The organism is Paraburkholderia sp. FW306-02-B, assembly GCF_058782725.1.
Genome location: NZ_JBYSXZ010000002.1, coordinates 2863161 through 2878350, shown reverse-complemented (window position 1 = coordinate 2878350; position 15190 = coordinate 2863161). Strand labels below are relative to the sequence as shown.

Annotated in this window: 15 protein-coding genes and 2 pseudogenes; 5 read left to right on the top strand and 12 right to left on the bottom strand. The window is 60.5% G+C overall.

Going from position 1 to position 15190, the window contains the following annotated elements:
* The first annotated feature begins 7 nt into the window (after positions 1-7).
* The 3 genes and pseudogenes from AC3WOG_RS34245 to AC3WOG_RS34235 all read left to right on the top strand — a co-directional run.
* The gene (locus tag AC3WOG_RS34245; RefSeq protein ID WP_492582148.1) at positions 8-1174 is read left to right on the top strand and encodes a mandelate racemase/muconate lactonizing enzyme family protein; all 1167 of its coding nucleotides are present in this window, start codon (positions 8-10) and stop codon (positions 1172-1174) included.
* Positions 1175-1339: 165 nt separating this feature from the next.
* A complete protein-coding gene (gene dctA / locus AC3WOG_RS34240; RefSeq protein ID WP_492582147.1) occupies positions 1340-2695 on the top strand; it encodes a C4-dicarboxylate transporter DctA in 1356 nt (451 codons plus the stop codon).
* A 34-nt stretch (positions 2696-2729) separates the two neighbouring features.
* A pseudogene (locus AC3WOG_RS34235) lies at positions 2730-2978 on the top strand (NADP-dependent malic enzyme); the annotation flags it as partial.
* A gap of 375 nt (positions 2979-3353) precedes the next feature.
* On the opposite strand, the gene AC3WOG_RS34230 reads toward AC3WOG_RS34235, so the two are convergent.
* From AC3WOG_RS34230 to AC3WOG_RS34190, 9 genes and pseudogenes are all read right to left on the bottom strand, one after another.
* Entirely contained in the window at positions 3354-4064 is a 711-nt protein-coding gene (locus AC3WOG_RS34230) for an ABC transporter ATP-binding protein (protein WP_492582146.1), read from the bottom strand.
* A complete protein-coding gene (locus AC3WOG_RS34225) occupies positions 4061-4810 on the bottom strand; it encodes an ABC transporter ATP-binding protein (RefSeq protein ID WP_492582145.1) in 750 nt (249 codons plus the stop codon). Before AC3WOG_RS34225 ends, AC3WOG_RS34230 begins: the two co-directional genes overlap by 4 nt.
* Positions 4807-5766 carry a branched-chain amino acid ABC transporter permease gene (locus tag AC3WOG_RS34220; RefSeq protein ID WP_492582144.1) on the bottom strand — a complete coding sequence of 320 codons (960 nt, stop codon included), beginning with the start codon at positions 5764-5766 and terminating at the stop codon, positions 4807-4809. Before AC3WOG_RS34220 ends, AC3WOG_RS34225 begins: the two co-directional genes overlap by 4 nt.
* Positions 5763-6632, bottom strand: a complete 870-nt coding sequence (locus tag AC3WOG_RS34215; RefSeq protein WP_492582548.1) for a branched-chain amino acid ABC transporter permease — start codon at positions 6630-6632, stop codon at positions 5763-5765. Before AC3WOG_RS34215 ends, AC3WOG_RS34220 begins: the two co-directional genes overlap by 4 nt.
* A gap of 131 nt (positions 6633-6763) precedes the next feature.
* Positions 6764-8026, bottom strand: a complete 1263-nt coding sequence (locus AC3WOG_RS34210; RefSeq protein WP_492582143.1) for an ABC transporter substrate-binding protein — start codon at positions 8024-8026, stop codon at positions 6764-6766.
* Positions 8027-8241: 215 nt separating this feature from the next.
* Positions 8242-9585 (bottom strand): TAXI family TRAP transporter solute-binding subunit, encoded by a 1344-nt coding sequence (locus AC3WOG_RS34205; protein ID WP_492582142.1) that lies wholly within the window; start codon positions 9583-9585, stop codon positions 8242-8244.
* A gap of 141 nt (positions 9586-9726) precedes the next feature.
* Positions 9727-9891, bottom strand: a pseudogene (locus AC3WOG_RS34200) (TerC family protein); the annotation flags it as partial.
* 193 nt (positions 9892-10084) lie between these two features.
* Positions 10085-10456: an RcnB family protein gene (locus AC3WOG_RS34195; protein ID WP_492582141.1), complete on the bottom strand. Its 372-nt coding sequence runs from the start codon at positions 10454-10456 to the stop codon at positions 10085-10087.
* Positions 10457-10765: 309 nt separating this feature from the next.
* On the bottom strand, positions 10766-11014 hold the full coding sequence (locus AC3WOG_RS34190; RefSeq protein WP_492582140.1) for a hypothetical protein: 249 nt from the start codon (positions 11012-11014) through the stop codon (positions 10766-10768).
* A 285-nt stretch (positions 11015-11299) separates the two neighbouring features.
* Here AC3WOG_RS34190 and AC3WOG_RS34185 point away from each other — a divergent pair, with 285 nt between their 5' ends.
* Together AC3WOG_RS34185 and AC3WOG_RS34180 are read left to right on the top strand one after the other, a co-directional pair.
* A complete protein-coding gene (locus tag AC3WOG_RS34185; protein WP_492582139.1) occupies positions 11300-12466 on the top strand; it encodes a DUF4382 domain-containing protein in 1167 nt (388 codons plus the stop codon).
* A gap of 53 nt (positions 12467-12519) precedes the next feature.
* A complete protein-coding gene (locus tag AC3WOG_RS34180; RefSeq protein WP_492582138.1) occupies positions 12520-12687 on the top strand; it encodes a hypothetical protein in 168 nt (55 codons plus the stop codon).
* A gap of 52 nt (positions 12688-12739) precedes the next feature.
* On the opposite strand, the gene AC3WOG_RS34175 is transcribed toward AC3WOG_RS34180, so the two are convergent.
* The 3 genes from AC3WOG_RS34175 to AC3WOG_RS34165 all read right to left on the bottom strand — a co-directional run bounded on the left by AC3WOG_RS34175 (position 12740) and on the right by AC3WOG_RS34165 (position 15097).
* Positions 12740-13144 (bottom strand): hypothetical protein, encoded by a 405-nt coding sequence (locus AC3WOG_RS34175; protein ID WP_492582137.1) that lies wholly within the window; start codon positions 13142-13144, stop codon positions 12740-12742.
* A gap of 367 nt (positions 13145-13511) precedes the next feature.
* Entirely contained in the window at positions 13512-14570 is a 1059-nt protein-coding gene (locus tag AC3WOG_RS34170; protein WP_492582136.1) for a catalase family protein, read from the bottom strand.
* A 143-nt stretch (positions 14571-14713) separates the two neighbouring features.
* Positions 14714-15097: a hypothetical protein gene (locus AC3WOG_RS34165; protein WP_492582135.1), complete on the bottom strand. Its 384-nt coding sequence runs from the start codon at positions 15095-15097 to the stop codon at positions 14714-14716.
* Between the last annotated feature and the right edge of the window lie 93 nt (positions 15098-15190).

The window sequence follows — 15190 nt, the reverse complement described above, 5'->3', positions numbered from 1 at the left end:
CACCGTCATGAGAATCGTTGAAATCCGCGAAAAGACCGTTCCGATCAGCTCCCCGATCCGGAATGCCTACATTGACTTCAGCAAGATGACGCTGAGTCTCGTCGTCGTGGTGACGGATGTCATTCGGGACGGAAAGCCGGTTGTAGGTTACGGCTTCAATTCCAACGGCCGCTACGGGCAGGGCAAGCTGATGCGTGAGCGCTTCATTCCGCGCATCCTCGAAGCCGATCCCGTCACGCTCGTCAACGATGCCGGCGACAACCTCGATCCGCACAGGATCTGGGCGACCATGTTCACGAACGAAAAGCCCGGAGGCCACGGCGAGCGTTCGGTCGCAATCGGCACGATCGACATGGCGATCTGGGATGCGGTGGCGAAGATCGAAGGCGAGCCGCTGTTCCAGTTGTTGGCCGACCGTTACGGCAATGGCCAGCCCAACCGTAAGATTTTCGTGTACGCGGCCGGTGGTTACTACTACCCAGGCCAGGACCACGAGAAGCTGAAAGACGAAATGCGCAGCTATATCGACCGCGGCTATACGGTCGTGAAGAAGAAGATCGGCGGCGCCTCGCTCGACGAAGATCTGCGCCGCATCGACTCGATTCTGAGCGTGTTGGGCGACGGACAAAAACTCGCTGTCGATGCCAACGGCCGCTTCGATCTGGACACGGCGATCCAGTACGCGAAGGCGCTCTCCCAATACGACCTGTTCTGGTACGAAGAACCGGGCGACCCGCTCGACTTCGAACTGCAGGCAACGCTGCGCAACTACTACGACAAGCCGATGGCGACCGGCGAGGATCTGTTCTCGATGCAGGACGCCCGCAACCTGATTCGCTACGGCGGCATGCGTGCGGATCGCGACTGGTTGCAGTTCGACTGCGCATTGAGCTATGGCCTCGTAGAGTATCTACGCACGCTCGATATGCTGCATCAACACGGCTGGTCGGCGAGCCGCTGCATTCCGCACGGCGGACACCAGATGTCGTTGAACATCGCGGCCGGACTTGGCCTGGGTGGCAACGAATCGTATCCGGATCTGTTCCAGCCTTATGGCGGCTTCCCCGACGGCGTGAAGGTGGAAAACGGCTTCATCACGATGCCCGATCTGCCAGGCATCGGCTTTGAAGGAAAAGCCGATCTCTTCGCCGAGATGCAAAAGCTGTCCGCATAAGCCGTTAACCGGCAAAACGCGCCGACAAAAACGTCGGCGTAGCGTTCATAAAAATAGACGAAAGGAACGCAGGCGAAATCGATCTGTGTACGCCGCAGCGCTAGATTCCGCTACGGTGGCTCGACCTGACTTTCATTAAAAAGATGCCACGCATAGGAGACAGTCATGCGGGTTTCAAAGATCGGAAAATCTCTTTCCAAGCTCTATGTACAGGTTCTGATTGGCATTGTTGCCGGCGTCCTCGTCGGCCATTTTTACCCTGACATCGGTTCTCAACTTAAACCACTCGGCGACCTGTTCATCAAACTGATCCGGATGCTGCTTGCCCCGATCATTTTCGCATCCGTTGTCGTCGGTATTGCCCGCATGAGCGACCTTCATGAGGCCGGTCGCGTCGGCGTCAAGGCGGTTGTTTACTTCGAAATCGCATCAACGATTGCTCTCGCTGTCGGCCTTGTAGTGGTGAATGTCATCAAGCCTGGCAGTGGTATGAACATAGACCCCGCGCATATCGACAGCTCGGCCATTTCGACCTACACCCATGCGGCACAGCAGCACGGGATGCTTGAGTTCTTCATGAGTATCGTTCCGAACAGCATTGTCGGAGCATTCGCGAATGGAGATATCCTGCCAATCATCTTCTTTTCGCTTCTGCTCGCAATCGCTCTCGCCAAGCTTGGTCCCCGCACTGCGCCGTTCGTCGACATGCTCGACATGTTCCTTCAGGGCATGTTTGGCGTCGTGCGAATCGTGATGTATGTAGCGCCCATCGGTGCCTTTGGTGGCATGGCATTTACCATTGCGAAGTACGGAATTGGCACGCTGGCATCGTTCGGCCAGCTGATGCTGTGCCTTTACCTGACCTCGATTTTCTTCGTCGTGGTTGTGCTTGGTCTGGTGATGCGGATGAGCGGGCTGTCGCTGTGGAAGTATCTCCGCTACATCAAGGATGAAATCTTCATTACCCTCGGTACAGCTTCGACTGAAGCGGTGCTCCCGCAGATGCTCATCAAAATGGAGAAGCTGGGGTGTTCACGGCCCGTAGTCGGGATGGTGTTGCCTACGGGCTATACCTTCAATGCCGATGGTACGGCGATCTACCTGACCATGGCCTCGATGTTTGTTGCGCAAGCGATGAATATCCACCTGACGATCTGGGACCAGTTACTGCTCCTCGGCGTGCTGCTGCTGACATCCAAAGGGTCCGCAGGCGTGGCCGGAGCCGGATTCGTCGCGCTGGCTGCCACGCTCGCCTCGATGCACAAAATCCCTGTATCCGGACTGGTGCTGCTGTTAGGAGTTGATCGCTTCCTCAACGAGGCCCGTGCCGTCACGAACCTGATCGGCAACGGGGTGGCGACCATCGTGGTAGCTCGATGGGAAGGGGCGCTCGATATGAACAAGGCCCGCGCAATGCTCGACCGTACCGACACGAGCATTGATGCGTTGGAGTCCACCGGCGAGGCGCCGACAGATCGGACGCCTCCGAAAGACGCTACTATCCGGACCCAGGCTCATTGAGCCGTTAGTCAATTTCATCCCGCGCACCGCAGCCATGACCAGGCAATCCGACACAACGAGCTTCCGCGAAGCCGCTCTCGATTATTACGAGTTCCCGACCCCTGGGAAGATCGCGATCGCCCCGACCAAGCAGATGATCAACCAGCGCGACCTCGCGTTGGCGTACTCGCCGGGCGTCGCGTTCGCGTGCGAGGAAATCGTCGAAAACCCGCTGAACGCCGCGCGTTTCACCGCGCGCAGCAACCTCGTCGGCGTCGTCACGAACGGCACCGCGGTGTTGGGCGCGGCCAGGCCGCTGCACGTGCTGACCGCGTCGGCCACGGTTCGCCGCATCGTCAAGATCCGGCGCTGCTGGTGGCGGATGTGATTGCGCTCAAATAGCCGCGACGCTCAAGTACCAGGGCTGCGTTATGTATGCTTTCTGCCAATCCCCGTGTTGGCAGAAAGAAAAGAGGCGACGAACGGCGATCTGTTACCGAGGCGCGACGGTCTGCTCCAAGCGCAACGCCGGACCTTCGGGAAGCGGCAGGAGGCCCGCTAGATGATTTTCAATCGGTATCGGGAGCGAGCGGATCCGGGGGCGGTGCCCATTGCATCCCTACAACGAGCAGACTCTGCCGCGGTGCTACCGGGAAGGGTAAGCCGGCTACAAGGAAATTCACTGCTCCGCACTGGCGCCGGTTAGGGCTCGTACCCGGCTTTCATCGGCGGCAAGCTCGGGCGCATTTCCCGAATAGACGATGCCGCCATCGTCCAGCACGTAAGCATAGTCGGCGATCTCGAGACTCATGCGCGCGTTCTGCTCCACCAGCAGTACCGAAATCCCCTCATCGCGCATCTGCGACACGACTCGAAATACCTCCCGAACGATCAGCGGGGCCAGGCCTTGCGATGGCTCATCGAGAATGAGCAGCCGGGGATTGAGCAGGAGTGCGCGGGCAATCGACAGCATCTCCTGTTCGCCGCCGGAGAGCTGGCGCCCGCGGCTGAACTTGCGCTCGGCCAGGCGTGGAAACAGCGCGTAGATCCGCGCGATCGTCCACGGTCCGCCGCGCTCCAGCGGGACCTTCAGATTTTCCTCGACACTGAGATTGGCGAAGATTCTTCGCCCCTCGGGCACGTAGCCGACGCCGCTCGCGGCGATCTGGAAGGTCGGCCAGCGCGTAGTGTCCACCCCGAAGATCGTCACGCGCCCCTGGCGCGCGGGCGTCAAACCTACGAGGGTACGCAAGGTCGTGGTCTTGCCGGCGCCATTGCGACCGAGCAATGCCGTGATCCGGCCCTCCGCGACCTCCAGGCTCACGCCATGCAGGATATGACTCTTGCCGTAGTAGGTATGGAGTCCATCGGCGGTGAGGGCGGCGCTCATGCTGCGTTACCCAGATAGGCGGCCTGCACGGCCTCGTTGGAGGCGATCTCCGCTGGCGAGCCTTCGGCGAGGAGGCTGCCCTGGTCGAGCACCGTGATTCGATCGGCGAGATGGAAGACCACGCGCATGTCGTGCTCGATCAGCACGATGGTGAAATTGCTCTCGCTGTGCAGGTGGCGCACGAGCTGCGTAATCTCGTGAGTCTCCTGATCGCCCATGCCGGCGGTGGGCTCGTCGAGCAGCAGCAGACGCGGCCGCAGCGCCAGCGCCATCGCGATCTCGGCAACCCGCTGGTCGCCGTGCGGCAGCTCGCCGACCAGCCGGTGCGATTTACCGGCAAGACCCGTGAGCTCGAGCGTCTCCTCGACGTGACGACGCACCCGCGTCCGTTCGTTGCTGCTGATCCACGGGCGCAGGCGAAAACCCTCCGTCACTTCCGCACTGATGCGCACGTTCTCGAATACCGTCAGTTCGGGAAAAATCTCGGTGATCTGGAACGTGCGGGCGATGCCGGCCGCGACGCGCCGATACGCAGGAAGCGCCGTGATGTCGACTCCGTCGAACACGATCGTTCCCGTGCTCGGCGGGAAAAAGCCGCTGATGAGATTGAAAAAGGTGGTTTTGCCTGCGCCGTTTGGCCCGATGACAGCGCGCAGCTCGCCCTTTTCGACGGTGAGCGATACGTCGCGCACAGCGGCCAGGCTGCCGAAGCGTTTGCTGACGCGCCTGACTTCGAGCACGCTCACGAGTCGCTCCTGCGCCGAATGAAGCCGAGCAGCCCGCGCGGGAAAAACAGCACGATCGCGACGAACAGCATGCCGACGAACGACATCCAATTGACCGTGATGCTCGAAAGATAATCCTGCAGCACGACGAATACCGCGGCGCCGAGCAGCGGCCCCCACAAGCTGCGCATGCCGCCCATCACCGCCATCATCACGAAATCGCCGGACTGGCTGTAGTGCAGCCCGCGCGGATCGGCGAAGTTGTTCAGCAGTGCATAGAGCGCACCTGCGAACCCCATGAAGAAGCAGGACAGCGTGAAGGCGAACCAGATATGCCGATCGACGGGGATGCCGAGAAAGCGCGCACGCCGCTCATTTTCGCGGATTGCGATCATGGTGCGCCCGAACGGGGAGCGCAGGATGAAGCCCATCAGGCCGATCGCCAGCGCAAGGCAAAACAGCACGAAGTAGTAGAACGCGCTGGCGTTCGACAGGATGTCGATCCGGGCGACGCCGAGATCGAGCGGCTGGCGCGAAAAGCCGCGCAACCCGTCATCGCCGCCGGTGACAGAGCTCCATTGGAAGGCGATGTAGTAGAAGACCTGCCCGAAGGCAATGGTGACCATCGCGAAGTAGACGCCGCGTCGCCGCGCGATGAGCGCGCCCAGCAGTGTGCCGGCAATGCCGCCGAGCAGCGTGCCGCACAGCAGCGCGAGCGGTGTGCTCGGCGCGAGAAACTTCAGCGCGAAGCCTGCGCCATAGGCGCCGAGCCCGAAATAGGCCGCGTGTCCGAAAGACAGCACACCGGTGAAGCCGAGCAGGAAGTTCACCGACATGGCGGCCAGTCCGAGCACGAGCACGCGCGTGCCGAGCGCGGTGTAGCCGCCGAGCAGCGGCATCCAGTAGGGCGCCAGCAAGAGCACTGCCCAGAGTGCTGCGATGACGGCCAGCCGGGGAGGGTGGCGGTAGTCGCTCATGTCATCATGCCTTCTTCGCCGAGCAGGCCGCGCGGCCGGATCAGCAAAACCACAGCCATCAACACGTACATGATGGCCTCGCTCGCCGCGGGCAGGAACACCGCGGTGATGCCCGAGGCGACGCCGATCAGCAAGCCGCCGAGCAGCGTACCGGTGAGGCTGCCAACCCCGCCGACGATGATGGCGATGAAGCTCGGCATCAGGAGGCCGGTTCCCATCGTCGGCTCCAGCCCGAGCTGGCCCGCGGCGAGCACGCCGCTCAGGCCGGCGAGAAAGATGCCGACGGCGAAATTGAGCGCGCGCAGCCTGCCCACGTTGATGCCGAGCGCCGCGACGGTCTCGAGGTCGAGCGTGCCGGCCCGGATGCGTATGCCAAGCCGACTGTAGCGCAACAGCATGAAGAGCAGTGCAACCGCGATGGTCACAGTGCAGACCATGAACAGGCGGTAGCCGGTGATAAAGAAGAGCTCGTTGCTCAAGGGCTGAGCCAGCGCGGGCGGAATGGTCACGGGCTTGCCCTGCGCACCCCAGATGAAGCGGGTGCCGTCTTCGATCATGAAGGCGAGGCCGAACGTCAGCAGCAGGCTGTAGAGCGGATCGCGCCCGTAGACCCGGCGGATGAGTATCCGCTCGACGGCGAGACCGATGACGGCCGTGCATATCGGCGCGATCAGCAATGCACCCCAGAACCCGACATACGGCGTGATCGTATAGGCAATGTAACCGCCGATCACGAGAAAGCCGCCATGGGCGAAGTTGATCACGTTGCTCAAGTTGAGAATGAGCGACAGGCCAAGCGCCATCAGCACGTAAAACGCACCGATGATCAGCCCGTTGGTGACGTTGAAGAGGAGTAGTTGAGTCATCGGCCGCTCATGTCCGGACGCAACCCGTGCACGAGCCGCGTCGGGCAGCCTGGGTCGCTGTGTTGCCACGCATGCATGTCAGGTTCACGGCAACGGCTGCCGGCACTACCGCGCGGACATCGTCTTCGGGATCAGGCCGGCCACTGCAGCTTGCAGCCGGTCGCAGCCTCGGGCGGCGCAGTCTTGTCGCCGGCGACCACGCGTTCGACACGGAACAGATCCTCCGGGTCGCCCGCCGGCTGGGACAGCGCCTCGCCGACGAACGACGAGGTCATCAGCTGGTGGTCTCCCTTGCGGTAATAGCACTTGTTGGGCTGCAGCTTGACGTCGTCCGCGAGTTCGAACCCGCCGAGCGCCTCGGCGAGCTTTTTCGCATCGAGGCTCTTTTCCTTGTTGGCGACCGACGCGAGCGTATGAACCGACGTGTAGCCGAACCAGTGGCGTGCGGTGGGGACTTTGCCGCCGTTCATCTTGCGGATCTCGGCGACGAACTTCTCGACGCCCGGGACACCCGGCTGCTTCCAGTACCATTCGAACATCCAGATGCCGACGCGCGCCTCCGGCGGCATCGCCTCGAGCGATTCGAGTTCCTGCTGAAGCCCGGCAACGTGGATCTGCTTTCCGATACCGAACTGCGCGACCTGCTTCAGGCAGTTGACCATGTCGGAACCTTGCGGCAGCACCAGCAGAACATCGGGGTTGGCCGCGCGCGCCTTGATCAGGTACGCGGAGAAATCGGTCGTACCGAGCGGCGTGAGCTCGTTGCCGGTCATCGTGCCGCCGAGCTTTTGCAGATCCGCCAGCGCGGCCTTCTGCAGCGTATGGCCGAACGCGTAGTCCGGCGTAATGAAATGCCACTTCTTGCCGTACTTGGTGAAGAGGAGGTCGGCGACCGCGTTGGCCTCCATGCTGGTCGTATTGCAGACGCGAAATACGTTCCACTTGCAATCGCTGCCTGTGATCGTGTCGGTGTGGCCGCCCGAGACGATATGCAACACCTTCTTCTCGTTGGTGACCTGGGCGATTGCCTGAGCGATGCCGGAATTCACGTCCCCGATCAGAAACGTGACCTGATCACGATCGATCAGCTTGCGCGCCTTCTGCACGCCGGTGCCGACGTCGTTCGCCGAGTCTTCTACCAGCAGCTCGATGGGGCGCCCAAGAATGCCGCCGTTGGCATTGATCTGTTGCACGGCGAGCCTGGCGCCCGTCACTTCATTCTGTGCAACCGCAGCATAAACACCGGTCAACGGATCGACCATGCCGATGCGCAGCGGTGTCTCGCCACGTGCCTTGATGATGAACGGTGAGGCGAGTTGCAACGCTGCGGCAGCAGCGGCCCCCTTGAGCAAGGTGCGACGACTGACGGCGCGGATACGACCCGGGGTTTTCATAGGGGTTCTCCCTGATTTTTTCACGTCGAACCGGTCAAACGCCTGAATCCTGAACCGAAGCGTGAGCATCCTCGGTCAACACAATCTTGATCTTGTTAGATGGGATCCACAAGTCCTCGTTATCCCCCCGGCTGGCTAACGGACATCCGCTTTCGCGAGATGCGAACGACGGGTTGCGCTCGAGCGAGCGCCGGACATTTTCATCGCCGCCGCAGCTATTCCTTCACCCTCCCAGTCGCTTGAAGAATCCGGTCTCGTACGACGCTAATCGCCTGTTTCAGGGCGTAAACATCTTGAAGATAACGCTGAGGAATCCGTATCTGGCTGGCATGCGCATCAATGTTCTCGATTTCATCGCGCCACTGTGCAATCTGGTCCGGGGTTGGTTGCCTGTTTCTCCATATTTCATCTTCCAGCGATTTGAGTTCGCGATACCAGATCACGAGCCGGCCTTTTATCCGCGCCTCCGCCATGCGCGGCAATGCCTGTAGCAAGCCTAGCAGTAAGGCCATGAAGGGAAGCAGGATCAGCAGGCGTCTTTCGATAAAGCTGGCCAGCCAGAATGGCAGGTAGCGCTGCAGGAAGGGACGGCCGGATTTGAAGTAACGCGTGCTTTCGTCGGAGAGGGGAAATTCCTCGGAGTTCAGGTTCGGAAACGTGCCGAGCGGCGTGAAGTAATCTTCGCCGCCATGGACGGTTTTGGCCGCGTCCAGCAGCAGGTAGACCAGGGCGGGGTGCATGGTGTCTTTGGCCACGAGCAGAGCCGTGGCGGCCAGCAGGGTGACATCGGCCTGTGGAAGATCGTTGACGATGCTGGTCGAGGCGCGTGGAAAAATAATCTTGGAGAGAGACGGGAATTTTTGCACCAGGGCATCGGCCTGGGCAAAGCTCATCAGCTTTAGATTGCTGTTCAGCAGCGTTGTCTGCATCGCAGCATCGGGTCTGCCGATAAAGAAAGCTGCATCCAGTTGGCCATTTTCGAGGCCTTGATAGGCCTTGACCGCATCCATTTGCAGCAGCGTGGTGTTCTCGCCGGTGACGCCACTATAGTCGAGCAGCACCTGGGCGACGTTAAGCAGGCCGCTGCCGGGAACACCTGTCGCAATCCTCTTGCCGCGCAGTTGCGCCAGCCGGTTGACGGTCGCTTCGCCGCGATAAAACACCCAGATCGGTTCATATGAAACGGCTGCGATGGTTTGCAGGTGGTCAGTTTCTTTTGGACTGGTGGTGCCTGACTGGATAAAGCCCACTTCGTATTCGCTGTCCGGATTCGCCAGCCGCTGATAATTTTCAATCGACCCGGACGAACTGCGAATATCAAGCGTGATGCCGTCGCGCTTGAGGACGGGGGCGTAGCGATCGGCAAAGCCGCGATAGATGCCCTTGTCCGCCCCGGTCGTGATGACGATCGTGCGCTGGATGGCGGGCTTGAGTACGGTCGCCGTTGCCCAGCCTATTGCCGCTAGCAACACTATCGCGCCAATGATGAGCAGCCGCCGGCGCCGCGGTGTCATGGGGGCTTTCTGGCTACGCTGAAGCGCAGGGTTGTGCTTGGGCATTGTGCTGTCCTTCCCCTCTGTGCTCTCTGGTTGAGCCTGATATTCTGCACCGTCGGCATGTTTGCTCCACGGAAAAAACGATTCTGGTTGTCGGGTCCTGTGCGCGGTGTCTTTCCTGGGGATCAGGGAAGGAAACGTACCTCATCCCGAATGGCTGGCCACCCGCCTGGATTTCGCCTGGCGCGCGAGCATGTTCAAAGCCTCGACAAATGCAGAGAACACCATGGCCGCATAGATGTAAGCCTTCGGCACGTGTGAGCCGAAGCCTTCCACGATCAGTGTCATGCCGATCACGAGCAGGAAGCTGGGCGAGCAGACAGTCTATGGAGCGAGTAACAGCCGCTTTGGAACGGACCAACTTGTCGTTAGGAGTCCAACTTTGAATTTTCGCCAGCTCCCATCTGGTCGCCGGCATGTCGTGCAGCGAGCGGACGACGCCCCATCGCCACGCTCGCGGTGCGCCATGACCGGCACCGATGCAACTGTCAGATATTCTGGACTACGGCCCGACTCGCAGAATCAGCCCAGAAGAGACCTGCACCATCAGATAGTCGCCGCCGACGCCGACCCAGGAATAGCCGCGCGGAGGCGGAGCAAGCCGGTAGGCGCGCCAGTCATCGATCACATACTGTCGATCGCGGTATTCGGGAGGCAAACGATCACCCTTGCGCCAGTGTCCGGGCGCGTTCGCCGAGTTGCCCGGACCCTCGGGGTCGTGTCCCGGTGGAACCTGTTTCGGGCCGTGCCCCTTTGATCCTTGACCGTGATTGCCTTTACCAGGGTTGTCGTGCGGCGGTTGCGCGATAGCGAGTGACGATGCCAGCATACCCGTGACCATCAGCGACGCGAGAAGTATGCGGGATTTCTTCATGACTTATCTCCTGTCAGATTCGCAGCATTGGGGTTTGGGGAGGCAATGAAACGGACAAACGGGTTAAATCCGGTCAGGTCTGTATATTAGTGGTCGCAGCCAATCGGCGCATAAAATCTTGATGGCGTCCTCGTGCGCGTTGCCGGCGAGTACGATGCGATGCCTCCATTGGCTTCTGGCTCCCCGTGAGTCCAGTAGCGGACGATCAAAAGTTCTATGCGCCTGACTGCGATTCGGCAATTGGAACCATGCGCCGGCAACAATGCCTTTGTAAATCTCCGCACTTCTCCATTCAGATAATCAGGCCCATTAGCCCGTGCTGACTGCCGCCCGGGGGGCGATACCATTCGAGACCTGGGCTTCGAGTTCATCCAGTTGCCGCAGCAGGCTGTCCAGCGAGCGCAATTGCGCATTGGTCAGGTGCTGTGCATCGAGCAGTTGATGAAGCCGCCCGCGCCAGTAGGCGCCCGGCAGAATCGGTCCCGCGAGGTCCCCGATCATTGATGCGCCCATCACCCGCGCAAGATGTGCGATTTCGAGGTCGAATAACGTGGCCATGCTTTCCCTCACAACGTTCGTTCTTGTTATGTAACGAAGAGCTACTACAACCCTAGTCCAAATGCCGCAGATTAACAATTGGGTCGGTTATCAGTCGCTTTGCTAAAGCCGGGAGCCCGTCGTCCCAATAATCCATGCTGCATCACATGCAAACTGACATGCAGAATTTCTCCCGGCATGACAGAAAATGTTAAAAATTTCGGTTACTGGTTGTTGCAATTTGCTCGATCTACTTACAGAGCGTTTCCGTATCCTTCAGCACACAACAATACAGGAGGATTCCCCATGAACACGGTACTTAAAACGCTGACGTGCGTGCTGGCGTTTCCACTCGTGCTTGCCGGATGTGGAGGCGGCGGTGGTGATGGCGGCAGCACCGCCACCGGCACGCTCCATGTCCAGATGACAGACTCACCGTCGTGCGGTTTCGACCATGTCTATGTGACGGTCAGCAAGGTTCGTGTCAACACGAACGCGCAGGCCGGTGACACCGACGGCGGCTGGACTGACGTGGCATTGTCGAGTCCGCAGAAGATCGATCTGCTGTCGCTGACCAACGGCGTGCTGGCCGACCTTGGACAAACCGCATTGCCCGCCGGCCAGTATCAGCAGGTTCGTCTGGTGCTCGCGCAGAATCAGGGCAGTACGCTGGCGAATTCGATTGTTCCGACCGGCGGCAGCGAGCAGCCGCTCGACACGCCAAGCGCCGCGCAAAGCGGCTACAAGATCATCCGGCCGTTCACGGTTCAAACCAACACGCTGGTCGATCTCGTACTCGACTTCAACGCGTGCAAATCGATCGTCCAGAAAGGTAACGGCTCGTACAGTCTGAAGCCGGTCGTGACCGCGACGCCGACGGTCGTGAGCGGCACGATCTCCGGCTACGTCGCGCCGGCCGAAGCGGGGGCCGGCGTTTATGCGGAGCAGAACGGCCACGTCATCAAGGGCACCGTTGCCGACAGCAACGGACAGTTCGTGCTAACACCGCTCGAGCAGAGTTCGACCAACGGCAACTATGATGTCGTCATCGTGCAGAATAACGTTGCGACGGGTATCGTGCGCTCCGTGCCGGTCGTTGTGAATACGTCGACGGTCGTGGCCACGTCGTCGGCACCGATCGTGCTGCCGGCATCCGTCATGCACGTCGCAAGCGGGACAGTTCTGCCGGTCAGCGCGCAAGCCATCGTACGGGCACTGCAATCGATTAGCGGCCTCAACTACGAAATCACCAGCGCGAACGCCAATCTGGATAGCGGTGCCTACGCGATGAACCTGCCAGCCGCCGCACCACTGATCGGCACTTATTCGGGGAGCCTGCCGGTCGCGCTGGCCCCGGTCGCAAGCGTCGCTGGACAGTACACCGCAGAAGCCGATAGCGCGAGCGGAGCGACCCAGTCGTCCGCGGTCAATGTATCGACAACCGATCAGGCCAACGTCAACTTCAGTTTCTAAGGATCACTACGCGATGAAGAAGGAAGGGCGCAAGCCCTTCCTCGGGGAACCCCATGAAAAAAATCTTCTGTCTTCTGACGGCAGGTGCCGCCCTGTTGGGCGGTTGTGCGCTGTATGTGCCTGATTCGCCGGGCATGCTTGTCGTGCCGCAAGGCGGGCCACAAGGTGGTCCGGGCAACGGTTTCTGTCCGCCGGGACAGGCGAAGAAGGGGAATTGCTGACGAGAAGAAAGATGGAACACAGAGGGCGCCCGCGGGCGCCCTCTGTGTTTCATCAAGTCGAATGGCTGATTGCGATGTGCTGGCTGTGGTGAGGCTTCGCGCTCACCCGCGCATGCGAGTGTGAACGCGCATGATCTGTGTGAGCCGCGTGAAGACTCCGACTGCTCGTTTGCGCGTCGGCGCGGTCCGCCTGCGTGTCCGATCGATCCGCCGCGCGGGCAAGGCCGGCATCGCGGTCGGCTGAGCTAAAGCCGTTGGTATTGCTGACTCCCTTGCTGCTCATGTGGCCGGCGGACAAGCCGCCCGCGTTGCCGCCCAGACCACCGTGTCCGGCCCCCCCGCTGCTTCCCGCTCCGCCGCTTCCACCGTTTCCGCCTCCATTGCCACCCGCTGCCGCAAGGGCTGACACGGACGCAAGTGCCACGAGGCTTGCGGCAATCCATTGCACTGGTTTCATTTTCGCCTTCCCAAAGTCCACCTGAATGCTTCGATTGTACGAACGGCGCGCGCTGGTAACCCCGAACACTTGTAATCAACTGTAAGTGGCGTGGTCTCGTCGCCACGGATCAGGCCTCGATTCCTAGGCCGGTTGCGACAAACCAGGCAGGTTGGCTCCGAACCAGATGTGGTTGGTGCCCGGTAGCAAAGTACGGAAGCAAACGCGGCGGATGGCGGCCATCGTCAATACGCGAACGGTCGGTTAGGCCAATTTCAGGTGTCAAAGCTGGTTTTCCGAACGTCTGCTCCGCACCTGCTACCTGACGCCTGCTAGTCGGAATGGCAAAGGTTTCTTCAGGGTCGATCCCGGAAGTGCGACGCCAGCCTCACACCGATCCAAGGTACTTACGCGCGTCGTCGCTCGACAGTACGCCGCGGTCCTTGCGGTTCGCGGCGCTAGCCGCGTAGATGTCCTTGCGGGCGTGCGTGATGCCCAGCGGCTCGAAACCATTGCCCGGGTTGAATGCCATCTGGTTGATGCACGCTTCGTCATCGGCTGAGGGCGGTGACGGGATCTCCAGCTCGCCGATCGCGATCGGCGTCCCCGCCCATGCAACGGATGCATCGTTTACCGGGGTGCTTTCTTCATCAGCGAAGAGCTGCACGCAGAGTTGCCACTTGAGCGGACCTTTCTTCAATCGGTTCAATAGGTCTTCGCGTAGGTAGTTGTCGCTGTAGCGATCGCCGTCTGTGCCGTGCACGGCTGCATCGTCGGGTTGAAGCGAGTATTTGATGGCCGCTGCGCCCAGCTTGACAACCGAGCCCCAGAACCGCTCGGTCGCCAAACTTTCGACTGAGCGCAGCTTCGTCTCCTTCGCCAGAATCGCGACGATACGGGCCGTCTCGATGGGTCCCAATTTGCCACTGAACACCTCCATCGACGCCACCTCCAGTGCGCTAACCGTGCCATTCGCGATCTGGGCGACGAGGATATCGGCGAAGTCCATGAACTGCACCGCGTTTCTCGCGTGCGAGCGGCCACCCTCGTTGGTCATGAGGAGATCGGTTTCGGTGCCCTGCTGGGTGAAGAACTTGATGGCGACGCCCCGCACGTCGGCGGCCTTGTCGGAAAAGGGGCAGGGCTGGCCGTTCGAAAAGCGGCAGGCGGCGCGATAGGAAAGTGACGGCGCCAGAGCGTCCTGTTTCGCGAAGGGTCCCTGCTTCAGCGCGGGGGAAATCGTGTCGAAGATCCGCAGCGTGCCGAAGGCGCCAAGCGTTTGCTTCTGGTGCTGGCCCCGATCGACGCGTCCGTCCAGACGAGTCTTGCTACTGGCTGCGAGCGTCGCTTGTTGCGCTTTGATCTTCTCGACGAGGACGGCGATTACATTGGCGTCATCAGGCTGGTCGATCCAGCCGGTGCCGCGTTCTTCTGTATCGTTTGCCATGCTCTGCCTCCATCAAGGGTTCGTCGCGCCGGCAACGCCTTCGTGCGCACGCTTTGGTACGTACTAGCGTTTCGGTAAATCGCTTGCCATGCCCACTGCCAGCTTCGATAGGCGATCAGCGAGTGGAGAAGTGCCTGCAGGTGCTAGAAAAGATCCAACTTTGCCTTACGTCTTTGGTTGCGTGGCTTGGGCTCGACACCCACGCGCCAGTCGCGCGCGAGGACGAGCTTCGTCATTCTTTCGGCGATGGATTCAAACGCCGGATCGTCTTGCGGTACATAAAGCCATTTGCCCAACACGGGATGCGGCTGCAAAGCGGGCATTTCATCAATGAGCGCAGCGTGGCGTTCTTGCGATGTGCACACGAGCAAACCATTCCACGGCTTGTCGCGATCGGCGACAACCAGACACAACAGGCCATCGATGTATGCGGCATCGCTGCCGAACATCCTCTTGCGCATGTAGGTCGAATCGCGCTCGAATGCTTCGAAGATCCAGACGAGCGAGTTCCTGATGGAGGAGGGCATTGGCGTGAAGTCGGTGGTTACGGAAGCGAGGATGAGCTTACATAATATAGCGGTCAATCTTTCAGGTGTATTTGCTTCGTAGTGGTCGGGGCA